The 17,885-nt window shown below is 63.4% G+C and carries 21 protein-coding genes; 7 read left to right on the forward strand and 14 right to left on the reverse strand.

Annotated features, from left to right (window positions below; all coding sequences use genetic code 11):
- The first annotated feature begins 52 nt into the window (after positions 1 to 52).
- A complete protein-coding gene (locus tag NKH42_RS10940; RefSeq protein WP_352650252.1) occupies positions 53 to 202 on the forward strand; it encodes a hypothetical protein in 150 nt (49 codons plus the stop codon).
- 106 nt (positions 203 to 308) lie between these two features.
- A complete protein-coding gene (locus NKH42_RS10945) occupies positions 309 to 1,343 on the forward strand; it encodes an aspartate-semialdehyde dehydrogenase (protein WP_352479700.1) in 1,035 nt (344 codons plus the stop codon).
- A 753-nt stretch (positions 1,344 to 2,096) separates the two neighbouring features.
- Here the strand turns inward: NKH42_RS10945 and NKH42_RS10950 are convergent.
- A complete protein-coding gene (locus NKH42_RS10950; protein ID WP_352479699.1) occupies positions 2,097 to 2,504 on the reverse strand; it encodes an ACT domain-containing protein in 408 nt (135 codons plus the stop codon).
- A 254-nt stretch (positions 2,505 to 2,758) separates the two neighbouring features.
- Here NKH42_RS10950 and NKH42_RS10955 point away from each other — a divergent pair, with 254 nt between their 5' ends.
- Positions 2,759 to 3,169, forward strand: a complete 411-nt coding sequence (locus NKH42_RS10955) for a DoxX family protein (protein ID WP_352690925.1) — start codon at positions 2,759 to 2,761, stop codon at positions 3,167 to 3,169.
- A 142-nt stretch (positions 3,170 to 3,311) separates the two neighbouring features.
- Positions 3,312 to 3,575, forward strand: coding sequence for a YMGG-like glycine zipper-containing protein (locus NKH42_RS10960; RefSeq protein ID WP_023680734.1), 264 nt, complete (start codon positions 3,312 to 3,314; stop codon positions 3,573 to 3,575).
- Positions 3,576 to 3,645: 70 nt separating this feature from the next.
- Here NKH42_RS10960 and rpsP read toward each other — a convergent pair whose 3' ends face one another.
- The 8 genes from rpsP to NKH42_RS11000 all read right to left on the reverse strand — a co-directional run bounded on the left by rpsP (position 3,646) and on the right by NKH42_RS11000 (position 10,685).
- On the reverse strand, positions 3,646 to 4,047 hold the full coding sequence (gene rpsP, locus NKH42_RS10965) for a 30S ribosomal protein S16 (protein WP_254817891.1): 402 nt from the start codon (positions 4,045 to 4,047) through the stop codon (positions 3,646 to 3,648).
- Between the two features lie 49 nt (positions 4,048 to 4,096).
- Positions 4,097 to 4,423, reverse strand: a complete 327-nt coding sequence (locus NKH42_RS10970) for a chorismate mutase (RefSeq protein ID WP_254817890.1) — start codon at positions 4,421 to 4,423, stop codon at positions 4,097 to 4,099.
- Between the two features lie 7 nt (positions 4,424 to 4,430).
- On the reverse strand, positions 4,431 to 6,059 hold the full coding sequence (gene ffh, locus NKH42_RS10975) for a signal recognition particle protein (protein ID WP_352690923.1): 1,629 nt from the start codon (positions 6,057 to 6,059) through the stop codon (positions 4,431 to 4,433).
- Between the two features lie 411 nt (positions 6,060 to 6,470).
- Positions 6,471 to 7,439 carry a CPBP family intramembrane glutamic endopeptidase gene (locus NKH42_RS10980; RefSeq protein ID WP_352690921.1) on the reverse strand — a complete coding sequence of 323 codons (969 nt, stop codon included), beginning with the start codon at positions 7,437 to 7,439 and terminating at the stop codon, positions 6,471 to 6,473.
- 147 nt (positions 7,440 to 7,586) lie between these two features.
- Positions 7,587 to 8,189, reverse strand: a complete 603-nt coding sequence (locus NKH42_RS10985; protein ID WP_352479695.1) for a DUF1236 domain-containing protein — start codon at positions 8,187 to 8,189, stop codon at positions 7,587 to 7,589.
- A gap of 63 nt (positions 8,190 to 8,252) precedes the next feature.
- Positions 8,253 to 9,347: a zinc-binding metallopeptidase family protein gene (locus NKH42_RS10990; protein WP_352479694.1), complete on the reverse strand. Its 1,095-nt coding sequence runs from the start codon at positions 9,345 to 9,347 to the stop codon at positions 8,253 to 8,255.
- 90 nt (positions 9,348 to 9,437) lie between these two features.
- Entirely contained in the window at positions 9,438 to 10,508 is a 1,071-nt protein-coding gene (locus tag NKH42_RS10995; protein WP_352507355.1) for a flavin monoamine oxidase family protein, read from the reverse strand.
- The gene (locus NKH42_RS11000) at positions 10,509 to 10,685 is read right to left on the reverse strand and encodes an FAD-dependent oxidoreductase (RefSeq protein ID WP_352507354.1); all 177 of its coding nucleotides are present in this window, start codon (positions 10,683 to 10,685) and stop codon (positions 10,509 to 10,511) included.
- A 185-nt stretch (positions 10,686 to 10,870) separates the two neighbouring features.
- On the opposite strand from NKH42_RS11000, the gene NKH42_RS11005 reads away from it, so the two are divergent.
- Positions 10,871 to 11,665 (forward strand): lytic murein transglycosylase, encoded by a 795-nt coding sequence (locus NKH42_RS11005; RefSeq protein WP_352507353.1) that lies wholly within the window; start codon positions 10,871 to 10,873, stop codon positions 11,663 to 11,665.
- Between the two features lie 92 nt (positions 11,666 to 11,757).
- Here the strand turns inward: NKH42_RS11005 and NKH42_RS11010 are convergent, their stop codons facing one another.
- Both NKH42_RS11010 and NKH42_RS11015 read right to left on the reverse strand, forming a co-directional pair.
- A complete protein-coding gene (locus tag NKH42_RS11010; RefSeq protein ID WP_352507352.1) occupies positions 11,758 to 12,429 on the reverse strand; it encodes a hypothetical protein in 672 nt (223 codons plus the stop codon).
- A complete protein-coding gene (locus NKH42_RS11015) occupies positions 12,426 to 13,649 on the reverse strand; it encodes an argininosuccinate synthase (protein WP_352974072.1) in 1,224 nt (407 codons plus the stop codon). Before NKH42_RS11015 ends, NKH42_RS11010 begins: the two co-directional genes overlap by 4 nt.
- 167 nt (positions 13,650 to 13,816) lie before the next feature.
- Between NKH42_RS11015 and NKH42_RS11020 the strand changes: the two genes are divergently transcribed.
- Positions 13,817 to 14,458 (forward strand): LysE family translocator, encoded by a 642-nt coding sequence (locus NKH42_RS11020; RefSeq protein WP_352507350.1) that lies wholly within the window; start codon positions 13,817 to 13,819, stop codon positions 14,456 to 14,458.
- A 46-nt stretch (positions 14,459 to 14,504) separates the two neighbouring features.
- Here NKH42_RS11020 and NKH42_RS11025 read toward each other — a convergent pair whose 3' ends face one another.
- The 3 genes from NKH42_RS11025 to NKH42_RS11035 all read right to left on the reverse strand — a co-directional run bounded on the left by NKH42_RS11025 (position 14,505) and on the right by NKH42_RS11035 (position 16,954).
- A complete protein-coding gene (locus NKH42_RS11025; RefSeq protein WP_352507349.1) occupies positions 14,505 to 14,957 on the reverse strand; it encodes a hypothetical protein in 453 nt (150 codons plus the stop codon).
- Positions 14,954 to 16,186 (reverse strand): dual-specificity RNA methyltransferase RlmN, encoded by a 1,233-nt coding sequence (gene rlmN, locus NKH42_RS11030; protein WP_352507348.1) that lies wholly within the window; start codon positions 16,184 to 16,186, stop codon positions 14,954 to 14,956. The genes NKH42_RS11025 and rlmN overlap by 4 nt, the downstream gene beginning before the upstream one ends.
- 261 nt (positions 16,187 to 16,447) lie before the next feature.
- Positions 16,448 to 16,954: an invasion associated locus B family protein gene (locus tag NKH42_RS11035; RefSeq protein WP_023721899.1), complete on the reverse strand. Its 507-nt coding sequence runs from the start codon at positions 16,952 to 16,954 to the stop codon at positions 16,448 to 16,450.
- A 361-nt stretch (positions 16,955 to 17,315) separates the two neighbouring features.
- On the opposite strand from NKH42_RS11035, the gene NKH42_RS11040 reads away from it, so the two are divergent.
- Complete coding sequence (locus NKH42_RS11040; RefSeq protein ID WP_352507347.1) at positions 17,316 to 17,822, forward strand: methyltransferase family protein; 507 nt, start codon at positions 17,316 to 17,318, stop codon at positions 17,820 to 17,822.
- Positions 17,823 to 17,885: the final 63 nt, after the last annotated feature.

Raw genomic sequence — 17,885 nt, forward strand, 5'->3', positions numbered from 1 at the left:
TTGACTCTGGACGCAAACCGCGTAAAAGCCGGCACCGAACGGGATAGTTTCGATGCGCGGCCTTCTGATGGCGCTCCTTGCATTCGACATCCCCGGCCCCAATGCGAACCATTGGGCCGGGTGCGTCGGTGCGTCTCCTCGTTCCAGCAAACCCACGTTGTTGCTCAAAAAAACCGGCAAAACGACCACCAAAACGGTCTGATTCCCTTGGCCTAACCACCCTCTCCCGGGTCCGGCCCGGGGGTTGAAACCCGCATCGGCCGGCGGGTTTTCTCCAGAAACCGAGCGGAGAGGGACAGGAGATTTCGATGAGTTTCAAGGTTGCGATCGTCGGCGCCACGGGCAATGTGGGCCGGGAAATGCTCAACATACTGGAGGAACGCGGCTTTCCGGTGAGCGAGGTGGTGGCGCTGGCCTCGCGGCGCAGCCAGGGCACGGAAGTGTCGTTCGGCGACCGCACGCTGAAGGTCAGGGCGCTCGACCAATATGATTTTTCAGACACCGACATCTGCATCATGTCGGCTGGCGGCAACGTCTCGAAGGAATGGTCGCCGAAGATCGGCAAGCAGGGCTGCGTCGTCATCGACAATTCGTCGGCCTTCCGTTACGACCAGGACGTGCCGCTGATCGTTCCGGAAGTGAACCCGGATGCGATCTCGCTGTTCACGCGCAAGAACATCATCGCCAACCCGAACTGCTCGACGGCGCAGCTGGTCGTGGCGCTGAAGCCGCTGCATGACGCTGCCACCATCAAGCGCGTCGTCGTCGCCACCTACCAGTCGGTCTCCGGCGCCGGCAAGGAAGGCATGGACGAATTGTTCACGCAGACTCGCGCGGTGTTCGTCGCCGACACCGTCGACGTCAAGAAGTTCACCAAGCGTATCGCCTTCAACGTAATCCCGCATATCGACGTCTTCCTCGACGACGGCTTCACCAAGGAAGAGTGGAAGATGGTGGCCGAGACCAAGAAGATGCTCGACCCCAAGATCAAGCTGACGGCGACCTGCGTGCGGGTGCCGGTGTTCATCGGTCATTCGGAAGCGGTCAACATCGAGTTCGAAAAGCCGATCACCGCCGATGAGGCGCGCGAGATCCTGCGCGAGGCGCCGGGCTGCCAGGTCATCGACAAGCGCGAGGACGGAGGCTACATCACGCCACTGGAATCGGCCGGCGAGGACGCCACCTTCATCTCGCGCATCCGCGAGGATTCGACCATCGACAACGGCCTGTCGATGTGGATCGTCTCCGACAATCTGCGCAAGGGCGCGGCACTCAATGCGGTTCAGATCGCCGAGCTGCTGGTCGAGCGCGGGCTGATCCAGCCAAAGAAGAAGGCGGCGTAGTTTCGCTCACGGCCGTATCGCCGCTAACGCGGCTGGCCTCCGCGGGGCGCCGGACGACCGGCGGCCTGCGGTCGCAGGCACGGCCTTCGCGATCTCTGCTCAGCTTGCTTTTCGCTCACGGGCCGTATCGCCGCTAACGCGGCTGGCCTCCGCGGGGGCGCCGGACGACCGGCGGCCTGCGGTCGCAGGCACGGCCTTCGGCCGCGATTTTTGCTCAGCCTGCTTTTCGCTCACGGCCGTATCGCCGCTAACGCGGCTGGCCTCCGCGGGGGCGCCGGACGACCGGCAGCCTGCGGTCGCAGGCTCGGCCTTCGGCCGTGTTTTTTGCTCAGCTTGCTTTTCGCTCGCGGGGCGTATCGCCGCTAACGCGGCTGGCCTCCGCGGGGGCGCCGGACGACCGGCGGCCTGCGGTCGCAGGCTCGGCCTTCGGCCGCGATTTTTGCTCAGCTTGCTTTTCGCTCACGGCCGCATCGCCGCTAACGCGGCTGGCCCTCGCGGGGCGCCGGACGACCGGCGGTCTGCGGTCGCAGGCTCGGCCTTCGGCCGCGATTTTTGCTCAGCTTGCTTTTCGCTCACGTGCCGTATCGCCGCTATCGCGGCTGGCCCTCCGCGGGGGCGCCGGAAGGCCGGCGGCCGCAGTCGCGGGCTCGGCCTTCGGCCGTTAGCGCCCTTCTCCCCGCTCACGGGGAAAAGGTTCCGGCAGGAGGATGAGGGGCAGCGCAGGCGTCTCAAATGGCCAGCAAGGTGCCGGCGTCACAGCCGGTTCTCCTCCGCTAGGTCCAACAGCAACTCCAGCGCCTCCTCCGCCCGGTCGGCGGGCACGAACAGGTGATCGTGGTAGAAGGCCGAGACCGGATTGACGCCGATGCCGGCCGCGGCCAGTCGTGCGGTGATGGCGGCGAGGAAGCCGACCGCGTCCAGCGACGAATGGATGTTCAGCGTCAGCATCCGGCAGCGGAACACGGTTTTCAGTCCAGCGGCCTTGGCATGGTCTTCATGCACGATCAGCGTCATGCCCTCGCGCTCGCGAAATAGCATCACCGGGTGGAGCCTGTCGGGAACGGGCGCATCGGGTGGCAACGTGGTGAACACATGAACCCCGGCAAGCAATTCCGGCGTCATTGCGGCCAGCAACTGTTTCAGGTCGGTCTCTCCGGCCATCGATTGCTTTCGTTGTGCGACTAGGCGGCTGCTGCGTCGAGCGCTCGAAGACACTTCTATGGATTTTCGATAACGCCCTCCACCTCACCCCGCAAGGTGGACTTGGCCAGGTTCGTTGCTGACTGAACGTACACACCCAAGGTTCGCCGCTGGAGTGAAAAGAACTGGAGGCATGTCGGATCGCCGTAATGGGCCGCGTCCTTGGTTCGAGCTGGCGGAGGAGCCAGTGCTCACAACGACCGGAGGGAACATCAATGACCATGTCTCAGGCAGCACCCGTCTCATCGCGTGCCTTGTGGGCCGGCCGCGTGCTCAGCGCCGTCGTCGTGCTGTTCATGATCTTCGACGGCGTGATCAAGCTACCGCCGCTCGAAATCGTCACCCAGACCATGGTGCAGCTCGGCTGGCCGGCCGATGCCAATGTCTCGCGCATTCTCGGCATCATTGGACTGGTCTCGACAGCGCTTTACGCGCTGCCGCGCACCTCGGTGCTCGGCGCCATCCTGCTCACCGCTTATCTCGGCGGCGCCGTCGCCACGCATGTGCGGATCGGCAGCCCTTTGTTCTCGCACATACTGTTCGGCGTCTATCTCGGCGCCATCCTCTGGGGTGGCCTGTATCTGCGCGATCCAAGGGTGCGCGGGTTGTTCCCATTCAGCCAATAGCGGCGACTTCGAAAGCCGTTCGATGGTGGCCACGCCGCCAGAGCGCCGGGCGGCAGCCGATCTTCTTCTTTGGATCAAATCGCCTGGTTGCGAGTTAGGAGGTGCAGCGGCGAGGACGGCACCCTGTTGGAGAGGAACGACAATGAAAAAGGTGATGATCTTGATGGCCTTGCTGGTACCGCTCGGTGCCTGCTCCCGCACTGAGCAAGGCGCGGCAGTTGGTGGCCTGGGCGGTGCGGCGGTCGGCGCTGCGGTGGCCGGCAACCCAACCAAGGGCGCGGTGATCGGCGGTGCGGCCGGCGCTTTGGCCGGTGCGCTGATCGGCCGTGCCAGCGAAAGCGGCCAGTGCCGTTATCGCGATCGTAACGGTCGTGTGTACGTTGCGAGTTGCCCCGAGGGCTATTGATCAGGCCGCACCATGCGGACGAACAGCAAACGGCGGGCAAGGCCCGCCGTTTCGTGGTGGTGGAGATGATTTATTCGGCGCTGGCGGCTTCCGCCTCGGCCGGCGCGGCTGCAGCGGCGGCTACGGCCGCGGCGGCATCTTCCTGCGCCTTCTTCAGCAAGGCTGCGCGCTCCTGCGCCTTCTTGCCGGGCTCGGCCTTCTTCGGGTTGGAGCGGGCTTCGCGCTTGGCGATGCCGGCTTCATCAAGGAAGCGCAGCACGCGGTCGGTCGGCTGGGCGCCATGCGACAGCCAATGCTTGACGCGCTCGGCGTCGACCTTGACGCGTTCGCCGTCCTTGGGCAGCAGCGGGTTCCACGAGCCGAGCGACTCGATGAAACGACCGTCGCGCGGCGAACGCGCGTCGGCGACGACGACATGGTAATAGGGACGCTTCTTCGAGCCCGCACGGGCCAATCGGATTTTCAGTGGCATTTCTCTTCTCCTAAAGCTCTGATTTGGTTGATCGGTTGGTGGCTGGTCCTCAGCCGGTTTTCGTCACGCCGTTGGATGCGGCGATCTGCTCGTGATGGCGGATCACTTCGCGGACGACGAAGTTCAGGAATTTCTCCGCGAAATCCGGGTCGAGATGGGCGTCCTTGGCCAGTTGGCGAAGACGGGCGATCTGCTCCTGCTCGCGCGCCGGGTCGGCAGGCGGCAGGCCATGTTCCGCCTTCAGCACGCCGACTGCCTTGGTGCAGCGGAAGCGCTCGGCCAGCATGTGGATCAGCGCCGCGTCGATGTTGTCGATCGAGGCGCGATAATTGGCCAGCGCCGCACGCGCGTCCGCCATGTCCTTCTCTTCGTTCATGGCGCTCTCACTTCTTCTTGCCGAGGCCATTCTTGCCAAGCATTGGCAGCCCACCACCGCCCGGCAGGCCGGGAAGTTTCATGCCGCCGGGCAGCCCAGGCAGGCCACCGCCACCGGGAAGACCACCGGGCAGGCCCTTCATGCCGCCGAGCCCGGCCGCCTGCGCCTGCTTCTGCAAGGCTTCGAGCTGCTTGGGGTCCATCTTGGAGAGATCCGGCATGCCGCCGCCCATCATGCCGCCTCCGGGACCGCCTGCGCCGCCAGGCATCATGCCGCCGAGCCCCATCTTGGAAGCGAGGCCGCCCATCATGCCGCGCATCAGGCCGCCGCCTTTGCCCTTGCCGCCCATCGCCTTCATCATGTCGGCCATGCCGCGATGCATCTTCAACAGTTTGTTGATTTCGGCCGCGTCGGTACCCGAGCCGGCGGCGATGCGCTTCTTGCGCGAGTGCTTCAGAATATCCGGGTTGGCGCGCTCGGCCTTAGTCATCGACGAGATGATGGCGAGCTGGCGGCCGAACATCTTGTCGTCGAGACCGGCGGCGGCCATCTGGTCCTTCATCTTGCCCATACCGGGCATCATCCCCATGATGCCTCCCATGCCGCCCATTTTCGACATTTGCTGAAGCTGGCCGGCGAGGTCGTTCAGGTCGAACTTGCCCGACTGCATTTTCCTGGCCATCGCCGCCGCCTGCTCGGCGTCGATGTTCTCGGCCGCCTTTTCGACGAGGCTGACGATGTCGCCCATGCCGAGGATGCGGTCGGCGATACGCTTGGGATGGAATTCCTCCAGCGCGTCCATTTTTTCGCCGGTGCCGATCAGCTTGATCGGCTGGCCGGTAACGGCGCGCATCGAGAGCGCCGCACCACCGCGGCCGTCGCCGTCCATGCGGGTCAGCACGAGGCCGGTGATGCCGACGCGCTCGTCGAAGCTTTTTGCCAGATTAACGGCGTCCTGGCCGGTCAGCGAATCGGCAACCAGCAGGATCTCGTGCGGCGACGACATCTTCTTGATGTCGGCCATCTCGACCATCAGCGGCTCGTCTATATGGGTGCGGCCGGCAGTGTCGAGGATGACGACGTCATGGCCGCCGAGCTTGGCCGCCTGCACGGCGCGGCGGGCGATATCGACCGGCGTCTGGCCGGCGACGATCGGCAATGTGGCGACCTTGACCTGCTCGCCGAGCTGGCGGAGCTGCTCTTGTGCGGCGGGACGCCGCGTGTCGAGCGAGGCCATCAAAACCTTCTTGTTTTGACGGTCGGTGAGGCGCCTGGCGATCTTGGCCGAGGTCGTCGTCTTGCCGGAACCCTGCAAGCCGACCATCATGATGACGACCGGAGCCGGTGCATTGAGATCGATGGCGACGCCCTCGGCGCCGAGCATCTCGACCAGCTCGTCATGGACGATCTTGACGACCATCTGGCCGGGCTTGATCGACTTGACCACGGCGGCGCCGACGGCCTTTTCGCGCACCTTGTCGGTGAAGGAACGCACCACTTCCAGGGCCACGTCGGCCTCGAGCAACGCACGGCGCACCTCGCGCAGCGCCGCCGAGACGTCAGCCTCCGACAAGGCGCCGCGGCCGGTGAGGCCGTTCAGGATCGAACCAAGGCGCTCTTGCAGGGACTCAAACATTGGTCAACCCACCGCGCGACAGCGCCTTGGATTGATTTTGATCCCTGTCGGGCCGATGGCCCTCCACGCCTCTTGTGCGTTCCTGTAGCGATTCAAACATTCTTTTTCCTTTTCCCTGGCACCCGGATGATGCCCGAGAGGTAATGCGTTCGCGCCAACTGTCCAAGCAAAAGCCGGTCCGGGCAAAAGCCCAAAGCCAAAAAGCACCCGGGGGCGCACAGCGCTGCCGGGTGTTGGCCTCCGGGATCGATTTACAGCACTTCACCTCAAGGAGGTTTCGGCGTCCCGGTCGGTTTGCTCGGAGGAATACTCGTCGCGGATTTCGCGGCGTGTAGACAGGAAATCGGCTGCAGAGTCAAGCTTTCGTCAGGCTTTGCGCCAAATATGCTCGGGGCGGCCAGGCAAGGCGCATCAGCGCACGCCGCCGGCGAGCGGCATATCCGGCTCGACCTTCAGCGGTGAGCGCGGATGCAAAAGCAACAGAACAGTCAACAGGCTGCTGACGATGCCGATCACGGCGATGAGGACGGCGTCTAAAGTCGTCCAGCCGGCGGATTCGAGCGGCTTGGCGTTGAACAGGGCGAAGGAATTATAGCTTTGCTGGTGCGAAATCAGCAGGAAACCGGTTAGATTGTTGCCGAGATGGGCGCCGAAGCCGGCACCGAGATTGCCGGTCGCATAGACCAGAAGCGTCAGCAACAGCGCAAAGGCGGCGATCGAGGCCAGCACGCAGGCATTGATGGCGGCGCTCGAACCTGGGCTCCAGTGCAGGGAGGTGAACAGCAATCCCGGCAGCAGCGCCCAGATGAAAGGGTTCTGGAACCGGCTCGCCAGGCTCCTGAGCAGATAACCGCGAAAAAGCATCTCCTCCGACGAGGTCTGCAGAAAGGTCAGGGCGGCGATCGGGATCAGGAACAAAAGCCACCAGGACAGGCCGATCGCGCCGCGCGCGATGTCGGGCTGCAAACCATAAAGCAGGATCTCGGAAAGCAGCGAGGTGATCAGCACCGCGGTCAGCCCTTTCAGGAACCCCGCCCAAGAAATGCGCCGGCTGACGCCAATCAGGGCGGTCAGCTTTTCGCGATGGATCCAGCGCATTGCAGCCCAAAGGCCGAGCCAGATTCCGGCAAATGAAGCCAGCGCCGCGAGGATGCCCGCAGGAGAGGCCATGAAATCCTGCACCGCTCCTCCACCTGGCGGGGCGGTGCCAGATGACGCCTGCCAAACGGCAAAGGCATATGTGCCGCCGAACAGCACGGCGGCAGTTGTTCCGAGCCAGAACAGGATGACGACCACCGCTCCAAGCAGAAGCCGCGGCAAAGTGGTCTTGTTGTTGGTGGTGTGCCGGTACTGTTGGAAGGCGGTTGGGTCGATCGTCACGCGGGCTCGCTGGCTGGTGCTTCGGCTCGCAAGGTCTAGAACATCGGCCGCAATGTGGAAACCGGTATTGCAGCGGCAGTACCGGCTTGTGGCAATGTCGGCAGTGCGAGCGGCCGCCGCTATAGGGCGACCGCCCTGCTTGTATCGTCAGCGCTCGACGTACATGATGCGCCTGGTGCCTGGATCGACCAGTGCCGGCTGGCCGTTCACATAAACATAGCGGTAATCATAGTCCGGAATCTCGCGCAGCTCGACGGTGTCAGGCAACGTCGCGCCGGTAACCACCTCACCCTCGAGATAGACCGGTTCGAGCCGATGCGTACGGACATAGGTGCGGATCTCGGCCGGCGGTCTGCGGATGGGCTCGATCGCCTCGCCGGCAACGATCGCTCCGGTATAGGTGTCGGAATATTCGGCGCTATCGGCAGGCGGTGTCACGACGGCAATGTCGGCGCTGGCCGGACGCTGTGTCAGGACCACACGGCTGCCGCCGAAATCGGCCGTCACATAGTCGGAATAGACCCAGCCCTGGCCGTTGGCCTCGGCGATGGTGCACCATTTGCTATTGGCGATGCAGCCGTCGAGCGTCGCGGACTGGCCGGCCGCGAGCACACCGATGACCGGATATTGTGGGCCGGGGCCGGCGCGTACATTGAGATCGGTGATGGCCGAGACGGCGGTGTCGGCCAAAGCAGAGCCCGACATCGCTATGAGCGCTCCGGCCACCGCCGGAAACAATATGCGTTTCATGGTTTTCTCTCCGTTTCACAGTCCCTTGGCACGGAAAACGAAGCAAAGCCGCATGCGTTCCGGCTAAAAGGCTTCGGCCGGCTCACGATTTGTTCCAGTCGTTTTCGGCAGGTCGGTCAAAAGCTCGTGAACAAAAGCAAGTTTTTGCGCCGCCACGTCCGAGATGACGAACGGATAGAGATCGGGCAGGCCCATGCAGCGGTTGATCGAGTTGGATGCCTCCGACAGCACCAGCCAGCGCTCGAGAATCCTTTCGAAGGGCTCTGGCCTGGGGGCGGGTTCCGATGGTGCCGGCTGCAACTTGCCGCCGGTATCGGCGCGCGGCAGCTCGTTGGCTTCAACGGTCTCCAGCCGGCCGAGCGGGAAATTCAGGGCATGCACCATCTCCAGCGTGTCGGTGATGTGCATGTGATGCGCCCATGTCTCGGCCCAGTCCTCCCATGGGTGCGACGTCGCATAGGCCGAGATATGGCGCTGCTGCCAGTCGGGCGGCGCGCCATCGGCATAATAGGTCTTCAGCGCCTGTTCGTAATCGGCGCGCTCGTCGCCGAACAAAGCGCGAAAACCGGCAAGCCTTTGCGGATCGTCGCGGATCAGGCGGTCCCAGTAATAATGGCCGAGTTCATGGCGGAAATGGCCGAGCAGCGTGCGGTAGTTCTCGCCCATCTCGACGCGCCGTCGCTCGCGCTCTGCCGAATCCGCCTCGGCGACGTTGAGCGTGATCCGGCCGTTGTCGTGGCCGGTCAAGATACGCTCGCCGCCGGGACCGCCGCCGATCGGATCGGCAAGAAAATCGAAAGCGAGGCCGATCTCGTCGCCGGGATTCTGCTTGGGTGCGACCGGCAGGCCGAAGGCGAGCAGCGAATACACGGCACGCTTCTTTGCCGCCTCGACACGGATCCAGCGGCGGCGGTTGCCGTCGACCGACAGATCCGGAATCAGCTGGTTCAGCGCACAGGCGCGGCAGAAGGCGTGGCCGGGCTCCGCCATCCAGTTGCAGGCGCATTCGTCGGCATTGGTGCAATGGAAGACGTCGCCGCCGGACAGCGCGAAGCGCGCATGCTCGGGATCGTAGACCACGAGGCTGGCGCAGTTCAGGCATTGCGCGTTCTCGAAATAGAGACGGTGGCCGCAATGCGGGCAGTCGAAAAGCTTCATTGGCGTCTCAAATCATTCGAAATGCGAAGGACAATACGAACAGGAGAACGCCAAACGCCTGTCAGCTGCCCACGTTCCTGCCGGCCGACGCTATTTTGCCGCAAGCTGGGCGACGACCTCCTTGGCCACTGCCGCGCCCGATAGCCTGGCGCCGCCGCAGGTCTGCATCAGCGGACCGGCCAAATGCTCGCCGGCGAAGAAGATCTTTTCCGCCACCGGCTGCATCAGCGTGGCGCGCGCTTGCGAGCGGCCTGGCCGCGCCGCCGCATAGGCGCCGCGCACGAACCGCTCAGCGCCCCAATTGGTCATCATCGCGCGTCCGACATGTTTTCGCACGTCGCCGCCAAAGATGCCGCAGAGCCGGTCGACGACGAAGTCGATGCCGGCCGCCTCGCCCGCCGCCGACATCTCCCAGGCGAAATCGCCGCCGACGAAACCGACCATCAGATCGAGGTCGAAGGGAAAGCAGAGGAAGTAGATGTCGTGTCTGGCCAGCCGCTCGATCAGCAAATCGTCGAACGGCTCCAGGCCGAGCCTTGTACCGGATATTTCGACCGGCAGCTTGGTCAGCATGCCCATCGGCAGGTCAAAGAAGGCGGCGAAATGCGCGTCGGGGAGTGCAGGCGAGAACGCAATCTCCTCGAAGGCGAGCACTGCCGGCGAGGCGGTGACGATAACCGCCTTGGCGCAGATGGTACCGCGATCGGTGACGCAGGCTACGCCCGGCCCATCCCAGACGATCTTGCGCACCGGCGTCGACAGTGCCACCGGCACATCGGCGCCGAAGCGCGCAACCAGCGTACCGAAGCCTTCCCTGGTGAAATAGTTCGGATCGAGATCGGCGGCGGCCTGAAAGTCGCGGATCGATATCTCGTCCTCGTCGGCGCCGAAATCCATCGGCCCGGCGAAGGTTGCGGCGGCGCGCGGCGCGTGTCCCTTGGCGAGCAATGCCGAAAGACGGTCGTCGTCGCCTTCCCTCACCTGATGTGCCGCCACCAGTTCGAACAGCCTTGCGTCGGCCACCTTCATCGCCGCCTCTTCGGCTTCGCTTGCCTTTCGCTCGCGGTAGTAGAGATGATCGACATTCATGTCGTGATGGTGAAGCGTCCAGGCGGCGGCTTTCGCCTCGGGAAAATAGGGATTGCGGTCCGCGGCATGCAACTAGGCGCAGCCGATGTCGAACGGCACGCCGAAATGCTGATCGCTGGTCCAGGCGCGGCCGCCAATGCGGTTCATCGCTTCCAACAATTTGAAGGAAAAACCGGCAGCGCGCAGGGTCTTGGCAGCCGAAAGCCCGGCTGAACCGGCGCCGATGATCACGACGTCAACGTCTTCCATGCTTATTCTGCCCCCGCCACAATAATTACTTGATCGTAGGCAAATTCCCGGGTGTCCGCCAGTGTGGTGGATTTGAGGTTCCTGCTGTATTGAGTGCATCGGCGTGGCGCCGGGGCAGTGACAAGCAGGTGTTTCGCAGGCAAGTTCGCAATTGGGAACGTGATTCAGGCAACCAGGAGAGCAGCATGGCATTTCTTGCCAAGAAGATGTTTGTAGTGGCCACGGTGGTGGCGGTGCTTGCGCTGGCGACGGGCGCAGGGGCGGCCAGCTGTGGCAAGAGCGGCGCCGGCTTCGAGGCGTGGAAACCGGAGTTCGCCGCAGAGGCCAAGGCCGACGGCGTCGGCTCGAAGGGTCTGGCCGCTCTGGCTCGCGCAACCTACGCGACAAAGACGATCTCCGTTGACCGCGCCATCCATAAGGCTTTCAGCGGCTCGGTGGAAGCTTTCATGAAGCGCCGTGGCGCGTCCGCGATCATTGCCAGGGGCCGTGCACTGAAGAAGGCCAATGCTGCGCTGTTCGACAAGATCGAACAGAATTACGGCGTGTCGCCGGGCGTGTTGCTCGCCATCTGGGGCATGGAAACCGGCTTCGGTTCCGCCATGGGCAACCAGAATACGGTCTCCGCCATTTTAACGCTCGCTTATGACTGCCGCCGTCCGGAGTTCTTCTACCCGCATGCCATTGCGGCCCTGAAGCTGGTTGATCGCGGAGCGTTGAGCGCCTCGTCGGTCGGTGCCGCGCATGGCGAGATTGGTCACACGCAGTTCCTGCCCGGAAATGTTTTGACATATGGCGTAGGCAACAAAAACCTGCGCGACAAGGCCACTGCGTTGGCTTCTACCGCCAACTTCCTCAAGAGTCATGGTTGGCGACCGGGCGCCAGCGCGCAGGCGAATATCGGTGCAATTGCCGGCTGGAATTCCGCGAGCGTCTACCAACAGGCCATCGCCCAGATCGCCGACGCGATCGACGGCGGCTGACTAGAAATGTCCGTTCGACAAAAAGCCCGGCCGTGTGCCGGGCTTTTTTGTCGGTGCGTGTGGCATGCCAAGAGAGGCGAGCGCCTGGGCTCTCAATTGTTCACGTAACCGCCGCCCAATGGGCATTTCTTGGAAGCGGGAACCTCGAAGGAGCCTGCGTAAACATTTGAGCAGGTACGGAACTTGGAGTTCCGTGGCGTTGAAGGAGCCGCCTTTGGCCTGCCCTCGATCACCGTCGGGACTCCGGCAGCTTGCGAGTAGCTGCCGCCCAAGGGGCATTTCTCGGAAGCGGCAACCTCGAAGGAGCCGGTGATAACATTTGAGCAGGTACGGAATTTGGGGTTCCGCGGCGCCGGGGTGGCCCTAGCAGCCGCCTTTGACTTGCCCTTGATGACCATCCAGATTTCGGTCGGTTGATCTAGCTGCAGGCTGTTTATGTCGGAGTAGCTGATGCGTCCGGTGCGCACCCCTTCGGCAAGGCGCTGGCAGAACAGGGCCGGCATGTGCTCCTGCGAGACGCCCATGAAAGAGGCGATATCGTGCTTGAGCGTGATGCTCCACAGGTGGACAGCAGAGATGCACCCGTCTGGATTCTGCTCGCGTTTCGAGGCCGCCTGCGAGGACTGGCATCCAATAAAGACGATGGCTGCCGCAAGCAGGAGAAAAATGGCGTTTTCATTATCAGAATCCCTCCGTCCCGCGAGGGATACCAAATAGAAACCCGGCGTCTCCGCCGGGTTTTCCTGGAATAGTGTTTGGCTCAACCCGTGCGGCTGCGCGCGGCCAATGTCCTAAGCCTGAGCGCGTTGAGGCGGATGAAACCTTCGGCATCCTTCTGATCATAGGCGCCGCGGTCGTCCTCGAAGGTGACCAGCGCATCGGAATAGAGCGTCTTCCTCGACTTGCGGCCGGTGACAATCACGTTGCCCTTGTAGAGCTTCAGCCGCACGGTGCCTTCAACGTCTTCCTGGCTCTTGTCGATCATCGCCTGCAGCATCAGCCGCTCGGGCGCGAACCAGAAGCCGTTATAGATCAGCTCGGCATAGCGCGGCATGAACTCGTCCTTGAGATGGGCGGCTCCGCGGTCGAGCGTGATCGATTCGATCGCCCGGTGGGCCGATATCAGGATGGTGCCGCCGGGGGTCTCGTAGACGCCGCGCGATTTCATGCCGACGAAACGGTTCTCGACCAGATCTAGCCTGCCAATGCCGTTGTCGCGGCCGAGATCATTGAGCGCCGCCAGCATCGTCGCCGGCGACAGTTTCTTGCCGTCGAGCGCGATCGGATCGCCTTTGAGGAATTCGATCTCGATCTCGGTGACCTCATCCGGCGCATCCATCGGCGATATGGTGCGCTGGTGGACGAATTCCGGCGGCTCGCTCCACGGGTCCTCTAGCACCTTGCCCTCGGAGGAGGAGTGCAGAAGGTTGGCGTCGACCGAGAACGGCGCATCGCCCTTCTTGTCCTTCGGCACCGGGATCTGGTGCTGCTCAGCGAAGTTGATCAGGTCGGTGCGCGACTTGAACGACCAGTCGCGCCAGGGTGCGATGACCTTGATGTCGGGGTTCAGCGAATAGGCGGAAAGCTCGAAACGCACCTGATCGTTACCCTTGCCGGTGGCCCCATGCGCGATCGCGTCGGCGCCGGTCTCCCTGGCGATCTCGACAAGATGTTTCGAGATCAGCGGCCGGGCGATCGAGGTGCCGAGCAGATAGCTGCCCTCATAGACGGCGTTGGCGCGGAACATCGGGAAGACGAAATCGGATACGAACTCCTCGCGGACATCTACGATGCGGATGTCCTTGATGCCCATCATCTCGGCCTTGCGCCTAGCCGGCTCCAGTTCGCCACCCTGGCCGAGATCGGCGGTGAAGGTGACGACCTCGGCGCCGAGCTCGGTCTGCAGCCATTTCAGGATGATCGAGGTATCGAGGCCGCCGGAATAGGCGAGCACGACTTTCTTGACGGCTTTTGCTTTCGACATGGTGGGCAGTTCCGCGACAGGGGTTCTTCGCGGGCGAGGTATCACGGCGTTTTAGGCCAGCGCAAGGGACGAACGATGCTGGACCAGATGCTGTATCGCTCAGAGGCTGGCGAGCACACGGGTCCTGCGCTATGGCTGCGCCGTCTTTTGCCGCTACGAGACGAGCCATGTCCTTCATCCCCGACAGTGCCACGCTTATCCAGTTCTCCATCGCCACCTTCATCCTGGCGATCACGCCCGGGCCTGACATGACGCTGTTCGTCTCGCGCACGCTGAGCCAGGGCCGTGCCACCGGTTTTGCCTCGATGACCGGCGCCTTGTGCGGCACGCTGATTCACACCACGCTGGTGGTGGTCGGCGTCTCGGCGCTGATCGTCGCCTCGCCGATGGCGTTCTTCGTGCTGAAGATTTTCGGCGCCGGCTATCTGGTCTTCCTGGCATGGCAGGCGATCACAAAAGGGTCGGCGTTTTCACCGGAGAAGAAGAGCGGGCCGCAGATCTCACTGTTCCGCAGCTGGGCCGCGGGGCTCGGGGTCAACCTGCTCAACCCGAAGATCATCCTGTTCTTCATGACCTTCCTGCCGCAATTTGTCTCCGCCCATGACCCCAATGCGCCGGGAAAGCTGTTCTTCCTCGGCGCGATGTTCGTCGTGCTGGCAATCCCGGTGACGGCGCCGATGGTGCTGGCGGCGGAAAAATTCTCGGCCGCGATGAAATCCAGCCCGCGTGTGACCCGCGTCGTCGACTATCTGTTTGCCGGAGTTTTTTCGGCCTTCGCGCTCAAGATCCTGACGGCCCAGGCGAAATAGGTACTTTCATTTTGCCCATGATCCTTTCCGAACCTTTGGTTCGGGGTCATGCGCTGATCTGGCGCCAGCTTCCGGCCGAGCGCCCGGCGCTCAGCCAGTAGAAAATACCGCCGACCATACCGCAGCCGATCACCGCCAGCATGACGCTGGTGTTGGTAACCTCGAAATTGGCATCGGCCGTCTGGTGGACGAAGCCGAGGAAGACCGCCGCCACCGCCGCGCCCGCCAGTGCATAGAACAGCCAGTCCCGCCGGCCAAGGACCTCGGAAACCAGGATGGCGATGGCCGCCGGCATGAAAGCGAAATAGGCGACGAACAGCCCGACGAAGGGGACTGAAAACCACAGCGAAGCCTGCGCCGCCGGTTGAATCTCGTCCGTCATCAGCCCAAGAGACGCCAGGAACATGATGTTAAGGAAGGCGCTTGCCGCCAGCGAAGCAACGCCATAGCCGACAAGGATGACGGCGAAGCGGATCAGATAGGCGACGACGCGGTTCACACCTCGCCATGCCCCGCGATCATCATCGCTTCCAGCGCCAGCCGGTCGACCTTGCGCATACGCTCGGAGTCCGACTTGAGCTGGCCGCAGGCGGCGAGGATGTCGCGGCCGCGCGGCGTGCGGATCGGCGAGGCATAGCCGGCATTGTTGATGTAGTCGGCGAACTTCTCGATCGTTTCCCAGTCCGAGCACTGATAGTTGGTGCCCGGCCACGGATTGAACGGAATCAGATTGATCTTGGCGGGGATGCCCTTGAGCAACTTGACCAGCGCCTTGGCGTCCTCGATTGAATCGTTGACGTCCTTCAGCATCACATATTCGAAGGTGATCCGCTTGGCGTTGGACAGGCCGGGATAGGCCCGGCAGGCAGCGATCAGCTCGTTCAGCGGATACTTCTTGTTGATCGGCACCAAAAGGTCGCGCAGATCGTCATTGGTGGCGTGCAGCGAGATCGCCAGCATCACACCGATCTCCTCGCCGGTGCGGAAGATCTCGGGCACGACACCCGATGTCGAGAGCGTGATGCGCCTCTTCGACAGGGAAAGCCCGTCGCCGTCGGATGCGATCAGCAGCGCCTTCTTCACCGCCTCGAAATTATAGAGCGGCTCGCCCATGCCCATCATGACGACGTTGGACACTTTCCGGCCCTCGGCCGGCACGATGGCGCCGTCGGGTGTGTCGCGGTCGGGGAAATCGCCGAGCCGGTCGCGGGCGGTCAAAAGCTGGGCGAGGATTTCCTCGGCGGTCAGGTTGCGCACCAGCTTCTGCGTGCCGGTGTGGCAGAAGGAGCAGGTCAGGGTGCAGCCGACCTGCGAAGAGATGCAGAGCGTGCCGCGGCCTTCTTCGGGAATGTAGACGGTCTCGATCTCGACCGGCCGGCCGGCGCCGCGCGGCGGAAAGCGGAACAGCCATTTGCGCGTGCCGTCGGAGGAAATCTGCTCCTCGACGATCTCGGGCCTGGCAACGGTGAAATGCGTGTCAAGGGCGGCGCGCAGATCCTTGGAGATGTTGAACATGCCGGCAAAGTTGGAAACGCCGCGCACATAGATCCAATGCCAGAGCTGTTGGGCGCGCATTTTCGCCTGGCGCTCCGGCACGATGCCGGCGGCGACGAGGGCGGCCCCGAGTTCGGCGCGCGTCAGGCCGATCAGCGACGGCTTTTCAGGCGTCGTGCGGGTGCGCAACGCGTCACGCGCGCCCTCAGTGGTGAGATCGAATGAAAGGGTCATTGTTGCGCCAATATAAGCGATTTGCGGCCGAGTACAGCATCGTGCCCGAAATGAAGCGCGGCGCATAGCACAGGTTAGCGGCGGAGTCATGCAGGTGGTCTTCCCTTCTCCCCTGGGAGAAGGTGGCCCGAGCGTAGCTCGGTCGGGGGTGTTCCAGCTTGGCGCCGACCGCGTTCCGTCCAACACCCCTCTTCCGTCTCGGCGCTGCGCGCCGATCCACCTTCTCCCACAAGGAGGGAAGGGAAGACCGCGCCTAACCGCCTACTTGCACTTGGCGATCGAGGCCAGCGCCGCCGAGATGCCCTTCAGCGAGAAGACGTAAGTGGTGGTGTTGCCGCGGCCGGACTTGGCCGACACCTTCATGTCCGTGCCGGTCTTCATCGCGGCGATCAGCACCGGCTCCTCGGCGGCGTTCTCGACCCAGGCCGACTTGCCGCGCGTGAACATCGAGAAAGACTTCTTGTCGATGGTGACGGTGGCCTTGGAACCCTCCTGGAAGGTATAGCCGGCAATGAATTGCGGCTCGTAGGACACTTGCTGCCCCGGCCGCTGGCTGACGAAGAAGAACATGTCGCCGTGATCGAGCGTCGGCGGCTGCTTGTCGGTTGGCACGGTCAGGACATAGCAGACCTTGCCGCCGCCCGACGCCTGATAGCTGTAGGTGCCCCAGGCATTATGCTGGCCGATCTTGGTGGCCGACTGCGCCAGCGCGGGCGCCGTCAGGGCCACCAGGGCCAGGCTGGAAACTATAGCAATCAATCCGCGCATCGCTTTTCCCGTATTCCACTGGTGCGGCGGCAGGCCGGCTCGGCGTCCTGCCCGTCGCTTCATTTTGATTTAATCTGGGTTACCAAACGGTGAATTTCCCTAAGAAAAGGATGTTCACGCCAGGAAACCGCCGCCGTCTTCGCGCTGCCGCCCGAAAAAGCGGCTGGCGCACTGTCCCTGCCGCGACTTGGAGGCCACGAAAACGGCAAGAGTTTGACTTTTCAAGCAGCTAGGTTTCGCGGCGATTCCCGCTTTTCTTGAGGTACGTGACGAATTTCCCTGCAGGCGGTACCATGTCTGCGTTCGTTGCCACGGCACTCGGCCAGGGTGCCCTCCTTGGCGGCTTACGGGAGATTTGGCCATGGCCATTTCCGAGACAGTCCTGATCCTCGCGGGCGGCACAGTCGTCCTGGCGATTGTGTTCGGCATTCGTGTCGCCGTCCGCGCGGCGGCTAGCGGCGCGGTGCCCCGGTCGGATGGCGGAGAGGCGGCGGGCGGATCGGGCGCGTCCGACGTTCCCGGGGTCATTGCGCTACCGCCTTTGATTTTCCTCGGCTTCCTGGCGGCGGCAACCGTGCTCGAGGTGCTCGCGCCCCTCCCGGTCATGGCCGGGCAGGCGCTCGCCCGCTATCTGGCCGGCGCCGTGCTCGCGGTGTGCGGCTTCGTGTTCCTCTTTATGGCGGCGGGCCGCTTTCAGGCCGCTGGAACCAACATACCACCGACCTTGCCAACGACGGCGCTGGTCGTCGACGGTATCTATCGGCGGACCAGAAACCCCTTGTATCTGGGAGCGACCCTCATTTATCTGGGCCTCGGCGTCGCCGCCGGAAGTCTTTGGGCTATCGCGCTCGTCATCCCCCTGCTGTAGGTGATCAATACCGGCGTCATCGCGCCGGAAGAGCGCTATCTCGAGCGGAAGTTCGGAGATGCC

This window comes from Mesorhizobium sp. M1142 (assembly GCF_040318565.1).
Lineage (GTDB): Bacteria > Pseudomonadota > Alphaproteobacteria > Rhizobiales > Rhizobiaceae > Mesorhizobium.

What these genes read in the sequence shown, in the direction of transcription:
- NKH42_RS10940 (WP_352650252.1), top strand. Translation starts at nt 53, where the DNA reads ATGCGCGGCCTTCTGATGGCGCTCCTTGCATTCGACATCCCCGGCCCC.
- NKH42_RS10945 (WP_352479700.1), top strand. Translation starts at nt 309, where the DNA reads ATGAGTTTCAAGGTTGCGATCGTCGGCGCCACGGGCAATGTGGGCCGG.
- NKH42_RS10950 (WP_352479699.1), bottom strand. Translation starts at nt 2,504, where the DNA reads ATGGCCGGAGAGACCGACCTGAAACAGTTGCTGGCCGCAATGACGCCG.
- NKH42_RS10955 (WP_352690925.1), top strand. Translation starts at nt 2,759, where the DNA reads ATGACCATGTCTCAGGCAGCACCCGTCTCATCGCGTGCCTTGTGGGCC.
- NKH42_RS10960 (WP_023680734.1), top strand. Translation starts at nt 3,312, where the DNA reads ATGAAAAAGGTGATGATCTTGATGGCCTTGCTGGTACCGCTCGGTGCC.
- rpsP (WP_254817891.1), bottom strand. Translation starts at nt 4,047, where the DNA reads ATGCCACTGAAAATCCGATTGGCCCGTGCGGGCTCGAAGAAGCGTCCC.
- NKH42_RS10970 (WP_254817890.1), bottom strand. Translation starts at nt 4,423, where the DNA reads ATGAACGAAGAGAAGGACATGGCGGACGCGCGTGCGGCGCTGGCCAAT.
- ffh (WP_352690923.1), bottom strand. Translation starts at nt 6,059, where the DNA reads ATGTTTGAGTCCCTGCAAGAGCGCCTTGGTTCGATCCTGAACGGCCTC.
- NKH42_RS10985 (WP_352479695.1), bottom strand. Translation starts at nt 8,189, where the DNA reads ATGAAACGCATATTGTTTCCGGCGGTGGCCGGAGCGCTCATAGCGATG.
- NKH42_RS10990 (WP_352479694.1), bottom strand. Translation starts at nt 9,347, where the DNA reads ATGAAGCTTTTCGACTGCCCGCATTGCGGCCACCGTCTCTATTTCGAG.
- NKH42_RS11000 (WP_352507354.1), bottom strand. Translation starts at nt 10,685, where the DNA reads ATGGAAGACGTTGACGTCGTGATCATCGGCGCCGGTTCAGCCGGGCTT.
- NKH42_RS11005 (WP_352507353.1), top strand. Translation starts at nt 10,871, where the DNA reads ATGGCATTTCTTGCCAAGAAGATGTTTGTAGTGGCCACGGTGGTGGCG.
- NKH42_RS11015 (WP_352974072.1), bottom strand. Translation starts at nt 13,649, where the DNA reads ATGTCGAAAGCAAAAGCCGTCAAGAAAGTCGTGCTCGCCTATTCCGGC.
- NKH42_RS11020 (WP_352507350.1), top strand. Translation starts at nt 13,817, where the DNA reads ATGTCCTTCATCCCCGACAGTGCCACGCTTATCCAGTTCTCCATCGCC.
- rlmN (WP_352507348.1), bottom strand. Translation starts at nt 16,186, where the DNA reads ATGACCCTTTCATTCGATCTCACCACTGAGGGCGCGCGTGACGCGTTG.
- NKH42_RS11035 (WP_023721899.1), bottom strand. Translation starts at nt 16,954, where the DNA reads ATGCGCGGATTGATTGCTATAGTTTCCAGCCTGGCCCTGGTGGCCCTG.
- NKH42_RS11040 (WP_352507347.1), top strand. Translation starts at nt 17,316, where the DNA reads ATGGCCATTTCCGAGACAGTCCTGATCCTCGCGGGCGGCACAGTCGTC.